At 61.2% G+C, this 20,568-nt stretch carries 18 protein-coding genes, 2 tRNA genes and 1 other RNA gene; 9 read left to right on the forward strand and 12 right to left on the reverse strand.

Annotated features, from left to right (window positions below; translation table 11 throughout):
* Window positions 1-74: 74 nt before the first annotated feature.
* Window positions 75-536 carry a stringent starvation protein B gene (locus ATO7_RS14795; RefSeq protein ID WP_083563093.1) on the forward strand — a complete coding sequence of 154 codons (462 nt, stop codon included), beginning with the start codon at window positions 75-77 and terminating at the stop codon, window positions 534-536.
* Here ATO7_RS14795 and ATO7_RS14800 read toward each other — a convergent pair.
* Genes ATO7_RS14800 through ATO7_RS14810 form a run of 3 tightly spaced genes read right to left on the reverse strand, consistent with a single transcriptional unit; the run spans window position 529 to window position 4,117 of the window.
* Window positions 529-1,911 (reverse strand): FAD-binding oxidoreductase, encoded by a 1,383-nt coding sequence (locus tag ATO7_RS14800; protein ID WP_083563095.1) that lies wholly within the window; start codon window positions 1,909-1,911, stop codon window positions 529-531. The two genes, ATO7_RS14795 and ATO7_RS14800, sit on opposite strands and share 8 nt — an antisense overlap.
* The gene (locus ATO7_RS14805) at window positions 1,908-2,252 is read right to left on the reverse strand and encodes a YraN family protein (RefSeq protein WP_240499493.1); all 345 of its coding nucleotides are present in this window, start codon (window positions 2,250-2,252) and stop codon (window positions 1,908-1,910) included. The genes ATO7_RS14800 and ATO7_RS14805 overlap by 4 nt, the downstream gene beginning before the upstream one ends.
* Window positions 2,249-4,117 (reverse strand): penicillin-binding protein activator, encoded by a 1,869-nt coding sequence (locus ATO7_RS14810; protein WP_158523226.1) that lies wholly within the window; start codon window positions 4,115-4,117, stop codon window positions 2,249-2,251. Before ATO7_RS14810 ends, ATO7_RS14805 begins: the two co-directional genes overlap by 4 nt.
* Window positions 4,118-4,190: 73 nt before the next feature.
* Between ATO7_RS14810 and rsmI the strand changes: the two genes are divergently transcribed.
* The 4 genes from rsmI to ATO7_RS14830 all read left to right on the forward strand — a co-directional run bounded on the left by rsmI (window position 4,191) and on the right by ATO7_RS14830 (window position 7,484).
* On the forward strand, window positions 4,191-5,027 hold the full coding sequence (rsmI, locus tag ATO7_RS14815; RefSeq protein WP_083563103.1) for a 16S rRNA (cytidine(1402)-2'-O)-methyltransferase: 837 nt from the start codon (window positions 4,191-4,193) through the stop codon (window positions 5,025-5,027).
* 37 nt (window positions 5,028-5,064) lie between these two features.
* Window positions 5,065-5,410, forward strand: an RNA gene (rnpB, locus tag ATO7_RS14820) — RNase P RNA component class A.
* Between the two features lie 264 nt (window positions 5,411-5,674).
* Window positions 5,675-7,333 carry a phosphoenolpyruvate carboxykinase (ATP) gene (locus ATO7_RS14825; protein ID WP_083563104.1) on the forward strand — a complete coding sequence of 553 codons (1,659 nt, stop codon included), beginning with the start codon at window positions 5,675-5,677 and terminating at the stop codon, window positions 7,331-7,333.
* A 76-nt stretch (window positions 7,334-7,409) separates the two neighbouring features.
* Window positions 7,410-7,484, forward strand: a tRNA-Val gene (locus ATO7_RS14830).
* A 132-nt stretch (window positions 7,485-7,616) separates the two neighbouring features.
* Here ATO7_RS14830 and pepF read toward each other — a convergent pair.
* Together pepF and ATO7_RS14840 are read right to left on the reverse strand one after the other, a co-directional pair.
* Complete coding sequence (pepF, locus tag ATO7_RS14835; RefSeq protein ID WP_158523227.1) at window positions 7,617-9,554, reverse strand: oligoendopeptidase F; 1,938 nt, start codon at window positions 9,552-9,554, stop codon at window positions 7,617-7,619.
* A gap of 120 nt (window positions 9,555-9,674) precedes the next feature.
* Window positions 9,675-10,823 (reverse strand): GGDEF domain-containing protein, encoded by a 1,149-nt coding sequence (locus tag ATO7_RS14840; RefSeq protein ID WP_083563109.1) that lies wholly within the window; start codon window positions 10,821-10,823, stop codon window positions 9,675-9,677.
* A 221-nt stretch (window positions 10,824-11,044) separates the two neighbouring features.
* Between ATO7_RS14840 and ATO7_RS14845 the strand changes: the two genes are divergently transcribed.
* A complete protein-coding gene (locus tag ATO7_RS14845) occupies window positions 11,045-11,461 on the forward strand; it encodes a response regulator (protein WP_083563111.1) in 417 nt (138 codons plus the stop codon).
* 77 nt (window positions 11,462-11,538) lie between these two features.
* The gene (locus ATO7_RS14850; RefSeq protein WP_083563113.1) at window positions 11,539-12,492 is read left to right on the forward strand and encodes a GGDEF domain-containing response regulator; all 954 of its coding nucleotides are present in this window, start codon (window positions 11,539-11,541) and stop codon (window positions 12,490-12,492) included.
* 40 nt (window positions 12,493-12,532) lie between these two features.
* On the opposite strand, the gene purE is transcribed toward ATO7_RS14850, so the two are convergent.
* The 7 genes from purE to rpsU form a co-directional block, all read right to left on the reverse strand.
* Complete coding sequence (gene purE, locus ATO7_RS14855) at window positions 12,533-13,060, reverse strand: 5-(carboxyamino)imidazole ribonucleotide mutase (protein WP_083563115.1); 528 nt, start codon at window positions 13,058-13,060, stop codon at window positions 12,533-12,535.
* Entirely contained in the window at window positions 13,057-14,211 is a 1,155-nt protein-coding gene (purK, locus tag ATO7_RS14860) for a 5-(carboxyamino)imidazole ribonucleotide synthase (RefSeq protein ID WP_083563288.1), read from the reverse strand. The genes purE and purK overlap by 4 nt, the downstream gene beginning before the upstream one ends.
* Window positions 14,212-14,411: 200 nt before the next feature.
* Window positions 14,412-14,488 (reverse strand) — tRNA-Ile (locus ATO7_RS14865).
* Between the two features lie 141 nt (window positions 14,489-14,629).
* Entirely contained in the window at window positions 14,630-16,465 is a 1,836-nt protein-coding gene (gene rpoD / locus ATO7_RS14870) for an RNA polymerase sigma factor RpoD (protein ID WP_083563117.1), read from the reverse strand.
* Between the two features lie 158 nt (window positions 16,466-16,623).
* Window positions 16,624-18,339: a DNA primase gene (gene dnaG / locus ATO7_RS14875; protein WP_083563120.1), complete on the reverse strand. Its 1,716-nt coding sequence runs from the start codon at window positions 18,337-18,339 to the stop codon at window positions 16,624-16,626.
* Between the two features lie 4 nt (window positions 18,340-18,343).
* Window positions 18,344-18,790: a GatB/YqeY domain-containing protein gene (locus ATO7_RS14880; protein ID WP_083563122.1), complete on the reverse strand. Its 447-nt coding sequence runs from the start codon at window positions 18,788-18,790 to the stop codon at window positions 18,344-18,346.
* 8 nt (window positions 18,791-18,798) lie between these two features.
* The gene (gene rpsU, locus ATO7_RS14885) at window positions 18,799-19,014 is read right to left on the reverse strand and encodes a 30S ribosomal protein S21 (RefSeq protein ID WP_083563124.1); all 216 of its coding nucleotides are present in this window, start codon (window positions 19,012-19,014) and stop codon (window positions 18,799-18,801) included.
* Between the two features lie 140 nt (window positions 19,015-19,154).
* On the opposite strand from rpsU, the gene tsaD reads away from it, so the two are divergent.
* Both tsaD and folB read left to right on the forward strand, forming a co-directional pair.
* Complete coding sequence (gene tsaD, locus ATO7_RS14890; protein WP_407938472.1) at window positions 19,155-20,195, forward strand: tRNA (adenosine(37)-N6)-threonylcarbamoyltransferase complex transferase subunit TsaD; 1,041 nt, start codon at window positions 19,155-19,157, stop codon at window positions 20,193-20,195.
* Window positions 20,188-20,559, forward strand: coding sequence for a dihydroneopterin aldolase (gene folB, locus ATO7_RS14895; protein WP_083563128.1), 372 nt, complete (start codon window positions 20,188-20,190; stop codon window positions 20,557-20,559). Before tsaD ends, folB begins: the two co-directional genes overlap by 8 nt.
* The last annotated feature ends 9 nt before the right edge of the window (window positions 20,560-20,568 follow it).

Below are 20,568 nucleotides of genomic sequence, written 5' to 3' on the forward strand. Positions count from 1 at the left end.
AGCTGCGTGAAGACAAAGCCGGCCTGCGCCGGCTTTGTTGTTTTTAGCCAGCCAAACGCATTCAAGGACTGCGGATGATTCCCCGAAAACCCTATCTTTTACGCGCAATGATCGAATGGTGTGAGGACAGTGGCCTGACCCCTCTGGTTGCGGTCAATGCCGAGCTGCCAGGCGTGCGCGTGCCGCAGGATTTCGTGGAGGAGGGGCGGATTACCCTGAACGTCAATTTTTCCGCCATGAAGCAACGCGAAATCAGCAATGACGCGCTGACCGGTTATGCCCGATTCAACGGGCGCAGCGAAATGCTTGATGTGCCGATGGCTGCGATCGAAGCGCTGGTTGTGCGTGAGACCGGTGAGGGGATGATGTTCCCCAATGATGCTGATGAGGCCCAATCGGCTGTCGCTCAGCGATTGCAGGATGAGATTCGCGCAGTGACGGATGATGAACGCGATGGCGCGGCCGATGAAGATACACCTGAGGATGAGCCACCGCGCCCGCCGCGTGGGCGACCCAATCTCAAGCTGGTCAAATAGCCGGTAAGGTCTTGTCTGGATTGAGGATGCCGACCGGATCGAAGACCTGCTTGATCTGATGCATCAGCGCCAATGAGCTTGGTGTCACTTCGCGCGCAACAAAAGCCCGTTTGGCCAGGCCCACCCCATGCTCACCGGACAGGGTGCCGCCAAGCTCCAGAACGCAGCTGAAAACGGCCTCAAGGCAGGGTTCAACAGCCGCGCGTTGGGCGGCAATCGCGAAGTCGGCCAGGATGTTGACATGCACATTGCCATTGCCGGCATGGCCGAAGTTAACGATCGGCAGCGCGAACTGTGCCGAGATCTGCTGCAACCGCTCAATCAGTTCGGGCAGGCGCGATACGGGCACCACGACATCTTCATTGATTTTCTGTGGGGCCAGCGACCGCAGGCAGGGGGAAAGCGCTTTACGCGCCTGCCATAGCCCTGCCGCCGCAGACGGATCGCTTGCGACCGACCAATCGAGCAGCGCGTTGTGGGCGGCGAAGTGCCGCAACGTCGCCGCGTCATCAGCCAGACGCTCAGCGGCGCCGTCAATATCGATGAGCAAAAGCGCCTGGGTGTCGCCGGGCAGTTCGACGCCGCCGTGCTCGCGCACCAGCTTCACTGCGGTTGCGTCCATGAATTCCAGGGCACAGGGCCGCACGGGCTGGGCCATCATGGCGGATACTGCGGCGGCCGCTGCTTCTACGCTGGCATAGGCGGCTCGGATGCTCCAGCGCGCTTCGGCCTGCGCGCGCAACAGCAGGGTGGCTTCGGTGATGATCGCCAATGTGCCTTCGGAGCCCACCAGCAATCGCGTCAGATCATAGCCAACCACGCCCTTGGTCGTGCGGCATCCGGCTTCGATGATGCGACCATCGCCGGTCACTGCGGTGAGGCCCAGTATGTTGTCGCGGCAGGTGCCGTACTTGACCGCGCGCGGCCCGCCTGCGTTACAGCCCAGGTTCCCTCCGACGGTTGAAAAGCCTGAACTGGTTGGATCGGGTGGCCAGAACAAACCGGCATCTTGCGCACGTGCCTGCACATCTCCGTTGCGAGTGCCCGCCTGGCAGCGGAGGTACTGATTCTCTGGCGAAAATTCAATGATGCGGTGCATGCGCTCGAGGCTCAGCACGATACCCCCGCGGGTGGGCACGGTGGCCCCCACCGTGTTGGTGCCGGCGCCACGCACCACCAGAGGTACACGCTGTGCGCTGCACCAGCGCGCCAGTGCCGCGATCGTCGCACTGTCCTCGGCCAGCACGACCGCATCGGGCTGCGCCTGCTGCTTGCTGTTGTCGTAGCCGTAGGCCAGCCTCTGAGCCGGGTCGGTCAGGATCTCTGCGTTGCCGCAGGCGCGAAGGCCATCAAGCTGGCCGCGGGTCAGGCTCATAGGGCCTCAAAGGCGTTGCGCTGCCAGTCGATGTGCTGACCATTGATGGCCACAATGTCGAAGCGCAGCGGCTCATCGGCAAGTTCAGGGTGCCGCGTTTGCCAGTATCGCGTGGCCTGGATGATGCGTCGGCGCTTATGCGTCGATACGCTGTTGAGGGCGTCAACCAATGCGCCATGGGCGCGCGCGCGCACCTCAACGATGACCACTTCTTCGCGGTCGCGCATGATCAAATCGATCTCGCCGAGACGACAGCTCATGTTGCGCTCCAGGCAGATCAGGCCCTCGCGCTCAAGGTATGCGCAGGCCTGTGCTTCAGCGGCGGCGCCGCGCGCGCTCACGAGCCGCGCTGGCGCACCGGGGCATTGTGAACCTGCGGTACCCCGCCTACGAATTCGGTGCATGGCAGGGTGCGCACGATGCGTTGCTGCTCGCGTGACAGCTCGCCGGTGGCGCCGGGAATCAGTGGCAGTTGAGACCAGTTGGCATTGCGTAGCTTGCTGGCTAGCAAATAGGCATCGTTGCCCATGGCGTAGAGCCGTTCATAGCGGCGTGCGCGCCCGGGCCAGGCCTGGCCAACCTCAGCACGACGGTTGCGCCAGGTCTCGCTGTTGCCCAGCAGCCAGGGCATGGCACAAAAATGAACGCCGTTGAGGTCTTTGTCCTGGCGCGGGTCGGGGGTGCCAGCGTAAATGCGTCCGCCCGAGTAGATGGGCAAATCCTCGGCGTGGTAGTAGCGCAGTTGAGGGCGGATTTGCCGGCCCTGCGTGGGTGTGGCGGCCAGATAAACCAGCTGGGCATCCTGGCGGCGGACCGGCGCGGTATCGAGCTCTTCGCCTACCAGTCGCTGGATGGCCTCAAATCGGGCTGCGCTTTCCTGCAAGCGCAACAGCGACTTGATGGTGTTCTGATATTCCCGTGGTCCGCCGGTGAAATAACTGGCGTCCAGAAGCACACCCCCACCGGCCATGAAGGCTTGGCGGAAGGCTTGCAGAGAGCGTTGGCCCCATTCGTCGTCGCTCACCAGTGCGATGGCGTGCGTCAAACCATCATCCAGCGCACGCAGGGCAGCCGAGCGCGCATCGTCATCGGGCGAGAGACCAAACTCCAGCACCGCGGGGTTCTGGCCGGGCTGGTCACGATAGTTCAGGGCCAGAATCGGCAGCCGGTTGGCGTTGTACTGAATGACCGCTTCGACCTGTTGTTTGTCGAGAGGGCCGACGATCAATTCGGCGCCATCGGCAACGGCCTGGTCGTAAGCGTCCATGGCGTCTTTGCCGGTGTCGTAAATGCGCACATCCAGCTGCGTTGCGGTGTCGGCAAAGTGCGCTGCGATAAAGCCGTCACGCACGGCCATGGCCGCTTCGGCCAGTCGACCTGATGTCGGCAGCAGCAGGGCGATGCGACGCACAGCCGAGTGCAGGGTGGTCAGTGCGGTTTGCTCGGCGATGGCCAGATACTCGGCGTACGCGGGGTGTCCCGGGAAGCTGAGTTGCCATTGGTTGAGCGCATCGTAGATTGCGTTCTCGTCGGTCCAGAAGCGCCGCGCGATCTGGCCCAGCTCCAACCAGCCCTGGGTGGTTGCGTCGTAGCGCACGGAGGGATCCGCGAACAGAAAACGCGAGGATTCCTGCTGGAGCGACCAGATGGTCTGATGGTTGACCCCGGCCTGATTCGGGCTGAGTTGGGCTTCCCGGCGGACAAGCATCAGCGTGGCTGCCTCACCGTCGTCCAGCAAGCGGTAAGCCAGCGCCTGGGTCAGCCAATAGTCACCCAGTGGGCGCGCTCGGCTGGGGCGTGTGGTGGTGCTGATCAATTCCAGCGCCTGGGCCGGGTTTTCCTGCAATGCGGCAAGCAGGGCTTGATAGGTCTGGCGTGTGGCCTGCTGCTCGGCGCTGGTCACCACGTTGGGGTACAAGGTGAGTGCTTGCTGGATCAGTTCCGGAGCCTCACCGCGCGCAGCCGCCCATGCGGCGGTCTCCAGCTTGGCGATGCGAGCGCTGCCCTCGATCATGGCGGCATCATCCAGGGCGATGACCGCTGCTTCCACGTACTGACCTTCGGCAATCAGGTTCTCGGCGGTACGCGGTGCCTGTGTGCTGGTGCCCATGCCTGGGGTGACCGCAGGCAGCCCGGCGCAGCCGGCGACCGTAAGGGCAATGCATACGGGCAGCGCGTGGGTGGCAAATCGGGGAAACAGTGACATGATTTTCATGCGATAGTCGCAAACACGGGCGGTCAAGCCTGCACAGCATAGTGGATTTAAAGGACATTGAGGCATGGCAGGGCGGCTGGTGCTCGTTGGGACCCCCATAGGCAATTTGGAAGACATCAGCCCGCGCGCCTTGCGTGCTCTGGCCGATGCCGACCGGATCCTGGCCGAGGACACGCGCCATAGCGCCAAGCTGTTGCGTCATTACGGCATCGCAACGCCTCTGAGCGCCTGGCATGCCCACAATGAAAATGACCCCGGGCGCCTGGACGGGGTGATCAAAGCCTTGCATGACGGGGCCAGTCTGGCCTTGATCAGCGACGCCGGTATGCCGTTGATCGCCGACCCGGGTTACAGCCTGGTGCGTGCCGCACGTGCTGCGGACTGTGTTGTCGAGTGCGTGCCCGGGCCGACCGCGCTGAGCATGGCGCTGGTGTTGTCCGGATTGCCTGCCGAGCGGTTCATCTTCGAAGGTTTCTTGCCCGCGAAGGCGGTGGCCAGGCGGGCGCGGCTGCAGGGCTTGCGACGCGAAAGCCGCACCACGGTGATTTATGAATCACCACACCGCCTGGCCGCCAGTCTGGCTGATGTGTGCGCGGTGCTGGGTGGCGAGCGGCGGGTGTGTGTGGCGCGCGAACTGACCAAACGCTTCGAATCCGTGCAGGTTGGCAGTGCGCAGGACATGGCCGCCTGGGCGGCTGACCCCGGCGAGCAAGGGCGCGGGGAGTTCGTGCTGGTGATCGAAGGAGTGCAGGATGCCGAAGAGGCCAGCGCACTGGATGCGCGTCAGGTGCTTGAGGCTTTGCTCGGTGAGCTGCCCGCGCGCAAGGCGGCCAAACTCACCGCGCGATTGTGTGGCGGCAAAGCCAACACCTACTATCAATGGGCGCTGGAGCGCGATTGAACCCCGCAGCGGACGCGCTTGGCCTACAATGCGCGCGGGAGCTGGCCAGACAGTCGCGCGCCGCCTGGCGGTGCGAGGAAAGTCCGGGCTCCGCAGGGCAGAGTGCCAGGTAACGCCTGGGGGGCGTGAGCCCACGGAAAGTGCAGCAGAGAGTAGACCGCCACTCCCTCGGGAGCGGTAAGGGTGAAAGGGTGCGGTAAGAGCGCACCGCATCGCGCGGTAACGCGGATGGCTAGGTAAACCCCACTCGGAGCAAGACCAAATAGGGAAGCAATGGCGTGGCCCGCGCTGCTTCCGGGTAGGTTGCTACAGGCCGACGGTGACGTCGGTCGCAGAGGAATGACTGTCCACGACAGAACCCGGCTTATCGGCCAGCTCCCTTCTGGCTTTTCGCGCTTGTCGAAAGTTTCAACATTTTCGCAATATTCAGCTAGAATACCCGGTTCCATACGGTGGGGCATGGTCCCCGCCTCGTCCGCGTCAACCCGGCTTGTGCACGTGAAACTGATCGCCTCAGAAAAGACGATGATGTTGAATGCGCCAGCCAAACTGCGTCTGCAGATTATCGACGTCCGACGCTAGACAACTTCCCGCGCCAGGCCTTAGTGCCTGGCGTTTTTATTTTGGTTACACGAGCGCAGAAACATATGGGAATCGCCGAGCAACTGGAACAGCAGCTGGGTCTGTCCAATGTCACCTTCAAATACGGCCTGACCAAGCAGGAACTGTTTCACGAAGCCATCGCCAACGACCGTGGTCGTGTGCGTATTGATGGCCCGGATGACGAGCAGAAAGCGTTTCCCACCAAGCTGGGTGTGCATGGTCCGCTGATCTTCTACACCGAGCCGACCTGCACCGGTCGCCCGGTCCAGGACACCTTTGCCGTGGCCTGGCCGGAAATTGATGACAAGGTCTGGTGGAAGAACGACTTCAAGAAGTTCGACCCGAGCAAGATTGATGCGCTGTTCGCACGCGTGATCGATCATCTGAACGCCAAGGGCGGTCATCTGTACGTTAAGGATCAGTACTCGGGCTGGATTTCGAGCTACGCCATCCCGCTGCGTTTTGTCGGTGAATACGCCACCCACGCGATGTTCATCGAGAACATGTTCGTGGATCAGGTCGACGGCATCGAAAACGAAGATGACAAGCGCTGGACCATCATCAACGTGCCCAGCTTCCGTTGTGATCCGGAGCGTGATGGCACCGCGTCCGACCGCGCCGTGATCCTCGATTTCCGCAACCGTCGGGTGATGGTCCTGGGGCGTGCCGATTACTGCGGCATCAACAAGAAAGCCATCTTCACGGTGATGAACTACCTGTTGCCGGAACGCGGTGAGATGCCGATGCACTCGTCTGCCAACATCGGCAAGGACGGTCATTCGGCGATCCTGTTCGGCCTGTCCGGCACCGGCAAGACCACCCTGTCTGCCGACCCCGAGCGTCTGCTCATCGGTGATGACGAGCACGCCTGGACGGCCGAGGGCGTGTCCAACTTTGAAGGTGGCTGCTACGCCAAGCTGATTGACCTGAACAAGGACGCCGAGCCGGTGATTGCGGCCGCGCTGTCCATGCCGGGTACCCTGATCGAGAACGTGCCGCCGCTGCCGGGTATTGCGCTGGAGGACACCGATCCGCAGGAACTGGATCTGACCGATCAGTCGATCACCGAAAACACCCGTTTCTCCTACCCGCTGGCCTGCAACCCCGGTGTGGCTGAAGGCGCACGCGGCCCGCACCCGAATACGCTGGTATTCCTGACCGCCGATGCCTTTGGCGTGCTGCCGCCGGTGTCGATCCTCGACGAAGACGAGGTGATCTACCACTTCGTATCCGGTTTCACCGCCAAGCTGGCCGGCACCGAAGTCGGTATCACCGAGCCGAAGGCCGCGTTCTCAGCCTGTTTTGGGGCGCCGTTCATGGCCCAGAAGCCGTCGGTTTACGCCAAGCTGCTGGCCGAGAAGGTCAAACAGCACAAGACCCGCTGCATACTGCTCAACACCGGCTGGACCGGTGGTGGTTACGGCGAGGGGCAGCGCATTTCGATCAAGGCCACCCGCGCCATGCTCAATGCCGCGCTGGCCGGCGACCTGCATGCCGAGGGCATGGAGTACGACGTGCATCCGATCTTTGGTCTGAAAATGCCGAAGTCCTGCCCGGGTGTCGACGCGGAACTGCTCAATCCGAAGAACGGCTGGGACGATGGCGCGCAGTACGACGCCAAGGCCGAGGAGCTCAAGGCCATGTTCCAGAAAAACTTCGAAGCCAAGGGCTTTGCAGCGCTGGGCATCAAGCCGGCCATGTAAGTTCAGCGGCTGGGACTTGTCTTTGTGACGCCCAGCGGCTAAATTACGCGGCCGCGCGACAAGCGCGGCCCGCACCGGGCGGCTAGCTCAGGGGTAGAGCACTGCTTTCACACGGCAGGGGTCACAAGTTCAAATCTTGTGCCGCCCACCATATAGCCAAAGACTTACGCCTCCTTTTCGGAGGCGTTTTTCTTTGTCTCGGGTTCACGCGAAGTCTGGGCCGGTGTCTCGGCCCGCAAGAGACGCACAGCGCCGCGCGTATATCCTGCGCGCGTGCCTTGGGTCAGCTCGCTGGATTGTTCAGGCGCGCCCAGGTGGCTTCAAAGGCATCCATCAACTCGTTCATGCGCCGGATCAGCGCCTCGTAAGGCTCGGGGCTGGCCATATCCAGGCCGGCTTGCTGGAACAGCGTGTAGGGGTGATCCGCGCCACCGGCCTTGAGAAACGCCAGATAGGTATCGCGTGCTTGAGTGTCTTCTTTGTCGGCAGTGATTTGTTCAACAAAATAAGCCGCACCGGCAATTGATGTGGCGTACTGGAAGACGTAGTAGTTGAAGTAGAAGTGCGGCACGAACATCCACTCATGGGTGTACAGGTCCGGCACATTCATAACGCCTTGGTCATGGCCGTGATAGCGCCGCACGATATCGGCGTACAGTTCTGTGATGCGCGCGCCGGACAGGGCCTCGCCATTCTCGATGGCGTTGTAAATCGAGCCTTCGAATTCGCTGAACATGGTTTGGCGGAAAAAGGTCGTGCGAATTTGCTCCAGGGCGTAGCCGAGATAGAACAGCATTTCTTCGTCGGAGCGGGATTGCTGGACCATATGGTTCTGGACCAGCAGTTCATTGGCGATCGCCGCGGTCTCGGTGGTGAAGATCGAGAAATCTGACAGGTGCCAGGGCTGATTTTCGTTGCTCAGCACCTGATGAATGCCGTGACCCCACTCGTGCGCGTAGGTCGACACCGAGTTGAAGTCATCCTGATGGTTGAGCAGGATGAACGGGTGCACGTCATAGGCGCTGCCGGCCATGTACGCGCCAGAGCGCTTACCTTTGCTTGGGTACACATGCATCCAGCGCTGGCTGGTGGCCTGCGCGAGCCTGGCCTGATAGTCCTCACCCAGCGGCGCCATGGCGTCCTGAACCAGAGTGATGGTGTCTTCGATCGGGTAGCTGCGTATCGGTTGGACCAGATCGACATAGATGTCGTGATAGTTCAGATCACTCAATCCGAGCACTTTCGCGCGCAGGCGGAGATAGCGGTGCAGCGTGTCCAGGTTCTCGTTGGTGACTTTGACAAGCGTGTCGTAGACCTCGCTGGGCAGGGCGTCGGAAAACAGATTACGGGTCAGGGTGTCGGCGTAATTGCGCTGCTGCGTTTCAAAAACCTGTGACTGGATATGTGCGCTCAGTGATTGGCCCACCGAGCTGCTGTATTTGGCCCAGGTACCCCAGTAGCCTTCGAACACCGCCTGGCGAACGTTGCGATCAGGGTGGCCACGGTGACGTGAATAGCCCTGGCTGTTGATCAGCGTTTCTTCCTTGCCGGCAATCTCCAGCGTCGGGAACGGTATGTCCGAATTCGCCAGGGTGCCGTAGATGTTGAAAGGCTGCGCCTGAAGCAGTTGTACTGCAGCCATCACCGCTTCCACTTCGGCCGAGCGTACGTGCGGCGCCTTGCGCAGGGTGTTGGTCAGGGTGTGGCGATAGGTGGTCAACTTCGGTTCGTCGGCGATGTACGAGGCCAGCGTATCAGGGCCCAGTGCGATCACTTCCGGCGCCATCCAAGCAAAGGCTTGGGTGACCCGGCTGTACATTTGCTGGGCCAGCTGGCGGCGCTCCTGGCCGGCGTTGTCGGCGACATTTTCATCGGCATCCAGCGAGGCATAGGTGTAGACCCGCGCTGCAGCCTTGGTCAGGGCTGATATGTCCTGTACAGCTTTGAGCAAGGCTGCGGGGCCCTTGCTAAGGGTGCCCTCGAGCTGCGCGACCGCTTCGGCCTGCTCAAGCACCTCGGCGCGCGCTGCGTGCCATGCGTCCATTGAGCTGTACAGACTGCTCAGATCCCACACCCAGCGTGGATCAAGCTCAGCTGTTTGGTCGGCTACCGGCGAGGTCGGTTTGGTGGGGGTGGTTTGCGCATCGTTCGCTTGCGGGGTCTCTGCGGAGCAGGCAACAAGCACCAGCATGCTGACGAGCAGGAACACTTTGTGTGTCATGGCCATTGGTTTCCGTAACAAAAGGTGGGCGGACTACGCCTGTACACCTCAGTCTTACACAAACAAGGTCAAATCAGTTTGGCCGGTGTGCTTCGCGCCGATACGGCGCTGGCTGGACAGCTAGGCGCTCTGGCTGCTGACAACGCGCAGAGCGTGACTGCGGGTGGCCAGGGCGCAGCGGTTCTTGCCTTTGCGCTTCGCGCTGTACATCGCGGCGTCAGCCGCGGCGATGAGCGACTTGGCATCCTGGGCGTGATCCGGTGACACGGCGACCCCGATGCTTGCACCGATCTGCAGTTCGGCATCGGCGTACCGCATGGGCACGGCAATGGTCTGGATCAGCTTTTCCGCAACATCAACGGCTTGCTCCATGATCGCCAAGCCTTGCAGGATAACGATGAACTCGTCGCCGCCCTGCCGGGCAATTGTGTCGTCAATGCGCAGGGTGCGTGTGCAGCGCTGCGATACGGTGCGCAGCACCATATCGCCGGCATCGTGCCCGTAACGGTCGTTGACCTGCTTGAAGCCATCCAGATCGATGAACAATACGGCCACCTTGCGTCCCTGGCGTGGGACGCGAATCAGCGCTTGCTCCAGTCGATCCATGGCCATGGCGCTGCGCGGGATGCCCGTGAGTTCGTCAATCTTGGCCAGGCGCTCATTTTCCTCGCGTTGGCGGTCAAGCTCGCGGCTGAGATCAACTACGGTATGGCTGAGGTTGGAGACCGCGCTGAATACCACCAGCGGAAGTACCACGGTGGCGATCAGCAGTGTGGCCCAGGATGCCGGCTCAGTGATGTAGGCATTGGCATCAAAAGCCAGTGCAAGAAAGCCGCTGGAGTAGGCCACGCCAAACAGGGCCACGACCACACAGACGCCCGCGATGGCGACGAGGCCGGCGCGCTCTGAATAGAGCACGCTGATCAGCAACGCACTGGTCACCAGCCACCACGTGCCCGCGCCCAGCAAGCCCAGCGATTTCAGCCCCATCAAGCCCACCGCCCAGAACAGCGCGATGGCAATGTGGGATTTGATATGTGTAGCAATGCGCCGCCGGTTCCAATAGGTGGCCAGGGCGATGCCGCCCAGCAGCAAATGCACACCATAAAGCGGTAACCAACCGGTGGAGAAGGTGCGCGAGATAGAGATGGGCACGCCCAGCACGGCCAGCAGGCAGATCCCCGACCAGATGCGATTCACCATTTGATCGCGGACCTGGTCCAGTTCGTGATCAAGATCTCGGGACAACGACGGTGTGGTGTCTTGCACGTCTTTGGCCTGCGCTGAAGGAGCGCGCAGTGTGAGAAAAAGCGTGTGAAAACAAGGTGAAGTATTGGTTTGGTCGGTTCTGTTGATGTTTTGAGGTTGGTGCGGTTTAACGAATTGTTGACACCAAGCTGCGCATGATCTGCGGTTTGATCACCGACTAACGGGTTCCCACCTCAGCGCTGGGAGCGTTAAACAATCATCACTTGTGTTGGGATGCGCATATGACACCAAAACTTGGCGAAGTCTTGCTGGTAGATGACTACGATGCGGACAATTTCATGCACGAAATGCTGTTTGATGAGATGGGCGTGAGTGAACGGGTTACGGTTGCCACGAACGGCAAGGAAGCCATTGAGTACCTGACGACGCCCAAGAATGGCCAGTACCCGCGCCCCGAGCTGATTTTGCTTGATATCAACATGCCCATCATGAACGGTTGGGACTTTCTGAAGGCGTATCAGTCGCTGGATGACAATGCCCGTGGTGATGTGGTTCTGATGATGGTGACCACGTCGCTCAACCCCGATGATCGCGAAGCTGCGCGATCGAATCCCGACATCAATGACTTTGTAACCAAGGCCTTGAGCGAGGACTCACTGAACAATCTGCTGCGCAAACATTTTCCGAACCGGTTCTAGGATCTGACTGATAGTTAACAGAATCTTCATGTCGCAGTAGCGATTCTGATCGCAGATATTTTCAGGGGATTTCAGCCATGCATCTGCTTGTCGTCGACGATTGCCCAACGGATCAGCAAATCATCAAGAACTGTGTCGAAGAGGCCATGCCGCACGCCATGTTGACGCTGCGCAGTGATTGCACCGAGCTGGCCCAGTTGCTGGGCGCCAGTGCGGTGGATTGTGTCTTGCTCGACAACAACCTGCCGACGGCGAGTGGCCTGGGTGTTCTGAATGCCTTCAAGAGCAGTGCTTCAAACCGTTATCCACCCATTGTGATGCTGACCGGCACGGGCAATGAGGCGGTCGCTGTGGAGGCGCTAAAGCTTGGGGCCGCTGATTACCTGAGCAAGAACGGTCTGTCGCCCGAGGGCCTGTCCAAAGCTGTAAGAGGGGCCATCGACGGGCATCGATTGCGCACGCAGTTGCAACGGCACCACGACAGCCTGTCACGCATGAGCATGCTGGATACCCAGACGGGGCTGCGCAACCGCGCCGCCTTTGAAGACCGGCTTGAGCATCTGGTTGATAGCGCCGAGCGTTACGGGCGTGCTTTTGCCCTGCTGGTGATGGATCTGGTGCAGGTGGCGCCACAAGAGGTACCGGTGGCTTGTGATGCGTACATGCCGGAGGTGGCGCAACGGGTGCGCGCGGTGCTGAGAAGCTGTGACTTGACCTTCCGCCTGGACCAAAACCGGCTCGCCGTGCTGATGGAGACGGGCGGCAAATCACCACAGGTGAGCGATATTGCGAAGCGTGCCATCAAAAGCATGAGGCAGCCGATTCGCTTCAAGGATACCGATGTGTTTTTCGAACTCGCCGTGGGTGCGGCCAGCTATCCGGAAAGCGCATGGGAATCAACTGGATTGATTCGCGCGGCGGATCGCTCGCTGGAGCTTGCCAAGGCCAGCGGATCTGGTTTTGAGGAGGCGCTGAAGCGACCTGCGGTAAAGCAACGCTCCTGGTTCAAATTGCGCAGCCCAGCGGCCTGAGTTGAGTAGGCCCGGCAAGGTTTGCTGCTGGGCAACATGCTTACATGCTGGAGCTGCCGCCGTTCGGGAAGCTGGGGCCGTTCTGCTGCCATGACTCAACCTTGCCCAGTACCATCTGTTCCATGTCGCGCTTGAACTGTACGACCCGTGCACGCAGGTCCTCATCAGCGGTCGCCAGAATCTGCGCCGCGAGAATGCCGGCGTTCTTGGCGCCGTTGATGGCCACCGTTGCGACTGGCACGCCAGGTGGCATCTGCACGATCGACAGCAGCGAATCCTGACCGCTCAAGCTTGAGGTTTTGACCGGAACGCCGATCACCGGTAATTCAGTCATGGCTGCTGCCATGCCTGGCAGATGTGCGGCCCCGCCGGCACCGGCAATGATGACCTTGAGACCGCGTTGCTGAGCGCTGCGGGCGTAGTCGTAGAGCCGTTCAGGGGTGCGGTGAGCCGACACGATCGTCATCTCGTAGCCAACCTTCAGTGTCTGCAAGCTGTCAGCTGCAGCCTGCATGACCGGCAGGTCCGAATCACTGCCCATGATGATGCCGACGCGAATTTCGCTCATAGCGGCTGTTCTCCAACGATTTTGATGGTCTGGCTCACGGCCGAGGCGCGCTCGTTGGCCAGCTCGAGGGTCGGCGCTGTCACTGTGATGTGGCCCATTTTCCGATGCGGTTTGGTCTCGGCTTTGCCGTAAAGCTGGACGGCCACACCGGGCACCTTGAGGCTGTCGGCCAGACCCTGAATCACCGGGCGTCCGGTGTAACCTGGTTCGCCAAGCAAGTTGAGCATCACGGCCGGCTGAAGCAAATCCGTGGCGCCCAGCGGCAAATTGGTGACGGTGCGCAGGTGCTGCTCGAACTGGTCGGTCACGCTCGCTTCAATCGTGTAGTGGCCGGAGTTGTGCGTGCGCGGGGCTATCTCGTTGACCAGCAACTCACCAGCGTCCGTCAGGAACAACTCCACGCCGAAGATGCCAATGCCGTCGATCGCTTCAACGGTGCGAACCGCAAGCGCTTGCGCGGCCTCGGTGGTGGCGTCGTCGATGCGGGCCGGCACCAGCAGCCGGTCCAGGATGTTTTCGCCGCTGCTGAACTCCATCTCGACCACCGGGTAGCAGCGCACGTCGCCGTCCTGGCCTCGCGCCACCATCACCGCAAGCTCTTTGCTCGCCTGGACAAAGCGTTCGACCAGGCCGGGCGCTTTCAAGCAGTTGTCGAAATCCGCCGCGCTTTTCATCACCGCAACACCGCGACCGTCGTAACCACCGCGGCGGGTTTTCTGAACCAGTGGGTAGCCAAAAGCTTCGAATGCGGCTGGGTCAGGCTCTGGCATGTCGATGAAATCCGAGGTCGGGATTCCGTTTCGGGCGAACAGCTGTTTCTGCCGGTATTTATCCTGAATCTCGGCCAACAACCTGGGCGATGGAAAAATCTTGTGCCCCTCATCCTCCAGCGCAATCAAGGTGTCGGTGTCGATGTCCTCAATTTCGAAGGTGGTCACCGTGGTGGATTCAACCAGCTCGCGCAGTCGCGCGGGGTCGTGATAGTTGCCCACAATCTGGTGTCCGGCCAGTTGGCCGGCCGGGGAATTCAGGTAGGGGTCCAGTACCACCACTTCACATCCCAAACGGTGCGCGGCCATGACCAGCATGCGGCCGAGCTGCCCGCCGCCGATGACGCCCACGCGGGCGATGGGATAGGGATAGGAATCCAGCATGAATTTATTCTTGAAAGCGGTTAGAGCTGACACATTATCCCTGAAAATCTGGTGTTTTTCCGGGGAAATCCCGCATCTGTGACCATGTTTGGCATGGTCGCTACCGGATTGGCGCTGCGTACGTCAGATCAGAGCGCTGCCGGGTGGTGGCTCGACAAAAAGGCCTTGCGCGAAAGATCACGCAAGGCCTTCGTGATTGGTGGGCCCACCAGGACTTGAACCTGGAACCAACGGATTATGAGTCCGCTGCTCTAACCAATTGAGCTATAGGCCCTCGTTAGATCAAACATCGGGCATCCTGCCCGCGTTTGCGGCCAGAAACCCGGCGCAGGTCCGGGTTTCTTTTCGCCGCCATGCGGCGTTGGGCCATTCATGGCCCCATCTTGATGTGGCCATGGATTCCCGCAGGTGCGAACTAGCTCTCGTCGAGGAAGCTGCGCAGGTGCTGGGCGCGGCTGGGATGGCGCAATTTGCGCAGGGCCTTGGCTTCGATCTGACGGATGCGTTCGCGGGTCACGTCGAACTGTTTGCCCACTTCCTCAAGGGTGTGGTCGGTGTTCAGTTCGATGCCGAAGCGCATGCGCAGCACCTTGGCTTCGCGCGGGGTCAGGGTAGCCAGGATATCGTGGGTGGTTTCCTGCAGGGATTCCACGGTGGCGGAATCCAGCGGAGCCACGGCATTGGCGTCTTCGATGAAGTCGCCCAGGTGCGAATCTTCGTCGTCGCCGATCGGGGTTTCCATGGAGATCGGCTCTTTGGCGATCTTCATCACCTTGCGCACTTTATCTTCCGGCATTTCCATGCGTTCAGACAGCTCTTCCGGGGTCGCTTCGCGGCCCATCTCCTGCAGCATCTGGCGGCTGATGCGATTGAGTTTGTTGATGGTCTCAATCATGTGCACCGGAATACGGATGGTGCGTGCCTGGTCAGCGATGGAGCGGGTGATCGCCTGACGAATCCACCAGGTCGCGTAGGTGGAGAATTTGAAGCCGCGACGGAACTCGAATTTGTCGACCGCTTTCATCAAACCAATGTTGCCTTCCTGAATCAGGTCCAGGAACTGCAGGCCGCGGTTGGTGTACTTCTTGGCAATGGAAATCACCAGGCGAAGGTTGGCCTCAACCATTTCCTTCTTGGCGCGGCGTGCTTTGGCTTCACCGATCGACATGCGGCGGTGAATTTCCTTGATTTCCGAGGTCGGCAGCAGGGTATCGGCTTCGACCTGCAGCATACGGCCCTGCAGGTCGAGCAGTTCATCCTGGTGCTGGCCAATGCGCGAGGAGTACTTGCGCTTGGCGCGGATCAGCTTTTCGATCCAGGCCGCATTGGTGGCGTTCTTGGGGAACTGCTTGATGAAGTCGGCGCGTGCCATGCCGGCGTCGCGCACGATGATGCGCATCATGTCGCGTTCGATCTCGCGGATCGCGGCAACCTGATTGCGGATGTTGTCGGTGATCTCGTCGGTGACCTTGGGCGGCAGCTTCAGGCTCATGAACACCGGCACCAGAGCGGCTTGCGCAGCTTTGGTTTCTTTGTGCTGGTAGCCCTTTTTCTCGAGCTTATCCATGAACACATCGAACAGGGCCTGCAGCTTGGCAAAGGCTTCTTCGACTTCTTCCGGGTCGGGGCCGGTGTCAGCCGGCGGCTCGACATCTTCGTCGGAGTTCTCGGCTTCTTCGGCAGCTGCCAGCGCGCTGGCAGAGCCAGGGCCGGTCAGCGGGTCGCCGGTTTCGGGGTCAACAAAACCGACGATCAAATCGGTGATGCGGCGCTCGCCTTCCTTGTACGCGGCAAAATGCTCGAGCAGAATGGCCACGGTTTCAGGATGCGCGATAAGCGCTTGCATGGCTTCGGCCAGGCCTTCCTCAATGCGCTTGGCAATGCGGATTTCACCTTCGCGGTCGAGCAGTTCCACGCTACCCATCTCGCGCATGTACATGCGCACGGGGTCGGTGGTACGGCCGAACTCGGCATCCAGTGCAGCCAGCGTGGCGACGGCTTCTTCGGTTTCTTCATCGTCGTCGTCGATGTCCGCAGCGGCGGCATCGGACAACAGCATTTCTTCCTCGTCCGGCGCTTCTTCGTGCACCTGAATACCGAGGTTGTTGAGCTGCGAGATGATTTCTTCGATCTGCTCCGGATCGACGAAGTCATCCGGCAAGTGGTCGTTGACCTCGGCATACGTCAGGTAGCCGCGTTCCTTGCCCTGGGCAATCAGAAGCTTAAGCTTTGATTGTTTTTCTACACTCATGGAGTCTGGGGTTCCCGCTGGGAGAGCGGCGCTGAACGTGCAGCGCGCGCACTGAGGCAAAATAAAACTACAATTATACCAAAAGTGGGCATTCCATCCCACCATTGTGGTGCATTTTCGACCTGCATCCTGGGTCTTTTACGGTGCCGACCATCGTTCTATTCAGATGGTTTTTCGCGCTTTTGGTTCAAGGCTTTAAGACGCGCTTTGCCGTCTTCGTCGAGTCGTCCATGACGCGCGGCGTCGAGCAACAGTTCCAATTCGCTCTTGCGCGACTCGCGGCGCAACTTCTCGCAGGTGGCCACGAACTCGATAATGGCCGGTTCTTCGTCAATTTCCGGGTCGACCAGCGACAACCGCTCCAGAATCTCGTGCTCGGCGCGACCGGCGTAACTGTTGATCAGGGCCGCACAGTGCATGTGGGGGTGCTCGTGCACGCGGTCAAGCAATTCGCTGAGCAGTGCGGCGCCGGCGACGCTGCTGGCGGCCAGGCCTTCAACATCGCTGAAGGCTTCGGCGCAGCGCGGGTAGGTCAGCAGCAGGGCGATGGCCCGGCGCACGGGTGTCATGCGCTGCGGGGCCTGAATCTGCCGACGCTGCACCTCGCGCTCGGGCGCTGGGCCGACCAGCTCATTCACGGCTTTGCCGCTGAGGCCGGCGCGTTGTTCCAGCGATTGCATCATCAGGGCACGAAAGGCCGGTGCATCGATGGGCGCCAGCACCTTCTTGGCTTCGTTGAGCAGAGCAGCACGGCCTTCGGCGCTGCTTAGGTCGAGGCGCGCCTCGAGTCGTTCCAGCAGACGTTGTGACAGCGGGGTGGCGTCGTTCAGGCGCTGCTGGAAGCCTTCGGCGCCGTCGCGGTGCAGCAGGCTGTCGGGATCTTCGCCGTCAGGCAGGAACAAAAAGCGGATGTTCATGCCGTCGGTCAGCACCGACAGGCACACATCCAGGGCCCGCTCGGCCGCGCGCAGGCCGGCCGCATCACCGTCGAAGCAGAACACGATGCGCGGGCTTTGTCGGCTGAGCAGGCGCAGGTGATCGCTGCTGGTTGCCGTGCCCAGGGTTGCAACAGCCTGGGTGAAGCCGAATTGAGCCAGGGCAATGACATCCATGTAGCCTTCGACCACGATGACCTGATCCAGGCTGGCGTTGGCCTGCTTGGCTTCGTACAGACCGTAGGCCATAGCGCCTTTGTGGAACACCGGTGTTTCGGGTGAATTCAGGTACTTGGCCGGGTCATCGTCGAGGGTGCGGCCGCCAAATGCGACCACGCGACCGCGCGGGTCGCGAATGGGGAACATCAGGCGGTTGCGAAAACGGTCATAGACCTTGCCGTCATCCTTGCGCACCACCAGTCCGGCGTTGTCGGCATCGTCCAGCGGGCTTAGCTTGGCGCTGAGAAAGTCCCAGCCGGGCGGTGCAAAACCGAGCTCGAAGCGCTGGATCATGTCGGCGCTGACGCCGCGCTTGTCCAGGTAGCGCATGGCCTCGCTGTCGGCGGTCAGCTGTTCCCGGAAGCGCGCGTGGGCGCGGTCCAGTATGGCGTACAGGGCCTTGTTGCGGGCAGCGCCGGCGTCGCCACCCCGGCGCGGTACTTCGACTCCGACCATGCCGGCCAGCACCTCGACCGCGGCAGGGAAGTCGAGGCGGTCGAAATCCATCACGAAACGCAGGGCATGGCCATGCGCGCCGCAACCGAAGCAGTGATAGAACTGCTTGTGCGGCACCACGTGGAAGGAGGGGGTTTTTTCGTTGTGGAAAGGGCAGCAGCCCTTCCATTCACGACCCGCGCGCTTGAGATCAACGCGCGGACGGATCACTTCAACAATGTCGGTCCGGGCCAGGAGATCGTCGATGAAATCCTGAGGAATCAACCCGTTAGCTGGTCAGTCTGGCCTTGACCAACTGACTGACCTTGCCCATGTCGGCCTGGCCAGCCGCGCGCGGCTTGATCAGGCCCATGACCTTGCCCATATCCTGAGGGCCGGCAGCGCCAGCCTCAGCAATGCAGCTGTCGACCAGTGCGGCGAGTTCGTCATCGCTCAGCTGGGCTGGCAGATAAACTTCCAGCAGTGCGGCTTCAGCGACTTCTTTCTCGGCCAGCTCAGGGCGACCGCCATCGTCATATTGCTTGGCGGCATCGCGTCGCTGTTTGATCAGCTTTTCGACCAGGCTCAATACATCGCCGTCCGCCAGCTCGACGCGTTCATCAACTTCACGTTGCTTGATCGCCGCCGAGAGCATGCGCAGGGTCGCGAGCTTGTCCTGCTCGCGGGCCCGCATGGCGGTTTTGATGTCGTCCTGAATCCGGGCGCGCAGACTCATCGCGCGCCTCAGTACATGCGCTGGCGGCGCGTGATCTCGCGGGACAGTTTCTTGGCGTGGCGCTTGACCGCAGCGGCGCGTTTGCGCTTGCGTTCCTGGCTCGGCTTTTCAAAAAATTCTTTGCGACGGACGTCGGTCAGAACACCGGCTTTTTCGCAGGAACGCTTGAAACGACGCAGGGCCACTTCAAACGGCTCGTTTTCCTTGACTTTTACGCTTGGCATGCAGGCTTCAACTAATCGGATAGAAATTCCGCCGGACACACTGGCGGAAAAAGGGCGCAGATTTTACGCAGCATCGGCGCCGAACACAACCATGCCTGCAATCTGCCAAAATGCGCCCTGTTTTTGACTGGGCAAACAGTTTGGCTGACGCGCGCAACGCACTGGTGCTGGGCATCGAATCGTCGTGTGACGAAACAGCGGTGGCTTTGTACCACACCACGGACGGATTGCTCGGCGAGGCTTTGCACAGCCAGATCGATTTGCATGCCGCTTACGGTGGTGTGGTTCCCGAGCTGGCGTCACGCGATCACGTGCGACGTCTGCCCGGGCTGCTGGCCGAATTATCGCACAAGACGGGGCGTACGCTGGCAGACGTGGATGCGGTGGCCTACACCGCCGGGCCGGGGTTGGTTGGCGCGCTGCTGGCTGGCGCATCGCTGGCGGCCGGACTGGCCCAGGGTGCGGATCTGCCCTTGATCCCGGTGCACCACATGGAAGGGCATCTGCTGGCGCCGGTGCTGTCCGAGCCGGAACTGGATTTTCCATTTGTTGCCCTGCTGGTTTCGGGCGGCCACACCATGCTGGTGGCCTGCCATGCGCTGGGGCGCTATGAGTTACTCGGCCAAAGCCTTGATGATGCGGCGGGTGAGGCGTTCGACAAGACTGCGCAGTTGCTCGGGCTGGATTATCCGGGCGGCCCGGCGCTGGCGCACCTGGCTGCGCAGGGTACGCCGGGGCGTTTCACATTGCCGCGACCGCTGACCCGACAACGTGGCCTGGATTTCAGTTTCAGCGGCCTCAAAACGGCCGTGGCCAACCAGCTGGCCAAAGTGTCGGATGTGCAGGATCACCCGGATCTGGCGGCGGATTTCGAGCTGGCGGTGGTCGAGACCCTGAGCACCAAATGCCGCTGGGCGCTGGAGGCCACAGGCATGTCGCGGCTGCTGATCGCCGGTGGGGTGGCGGCCAACACCCGCCTGCGCGCCGCGCTGCAGACCTTGTGCGAGGCGCAGGGGGCGCATTTTTTCGTGCCCTCGGCGGCGCTGTGCACCGACAACGCTTCAATGATTGCCCATGTTGGCGCCCTGCGGCTGGCCGATGCGCAGCGCAGTGGCGCGCCGGTCAGGGCGCGCTGGCCGCTGAGTGAACTCAGCGCGCCGCGCGGGGCTGCGCATGCGTGATCAGGTCTTTATCGAAGGTTTGCAGGGTGACACCTGCATCGGCGTCTATGACTGGGAGCGCCAGCTGCGTCAGCGGGTGGTGCTGGACATGGTGCTGTTCACCACGCTGGATGCAGCGGGGCGCAGCGATGATCTGCGCCAGACGGTCGACTACAAAAGTGTTTCCGATCGTGTGCTGGGTTTTGTTGGCAGTGCCCGATTCGAATTGATCGAGTCGCTGGCCGAAGCGCTGAGCCGCATTCTGCTTAGCGAATTTTCGATTGATGCGGTGACCTTGCGCATAAGCAAACCCGGCGCCGTGCCCGACGCTGCCAATGTGGGCGTCAGTATTCACCGCGAACGCACCAGCGAGCAGGCTGGCTAAACGAGTCTC

Origin of the sequence: Oceanococcus atlanticus (assembly GCF_002088235.1) — a bacterium.
Classification (GTDB): domain Bacteria; phylum Pseudomonadota; class Gammaproteobacteria; order Nevskiales; family Oceanococcaceae; genus Oceanococcus; species Oceanococcus atlanticus.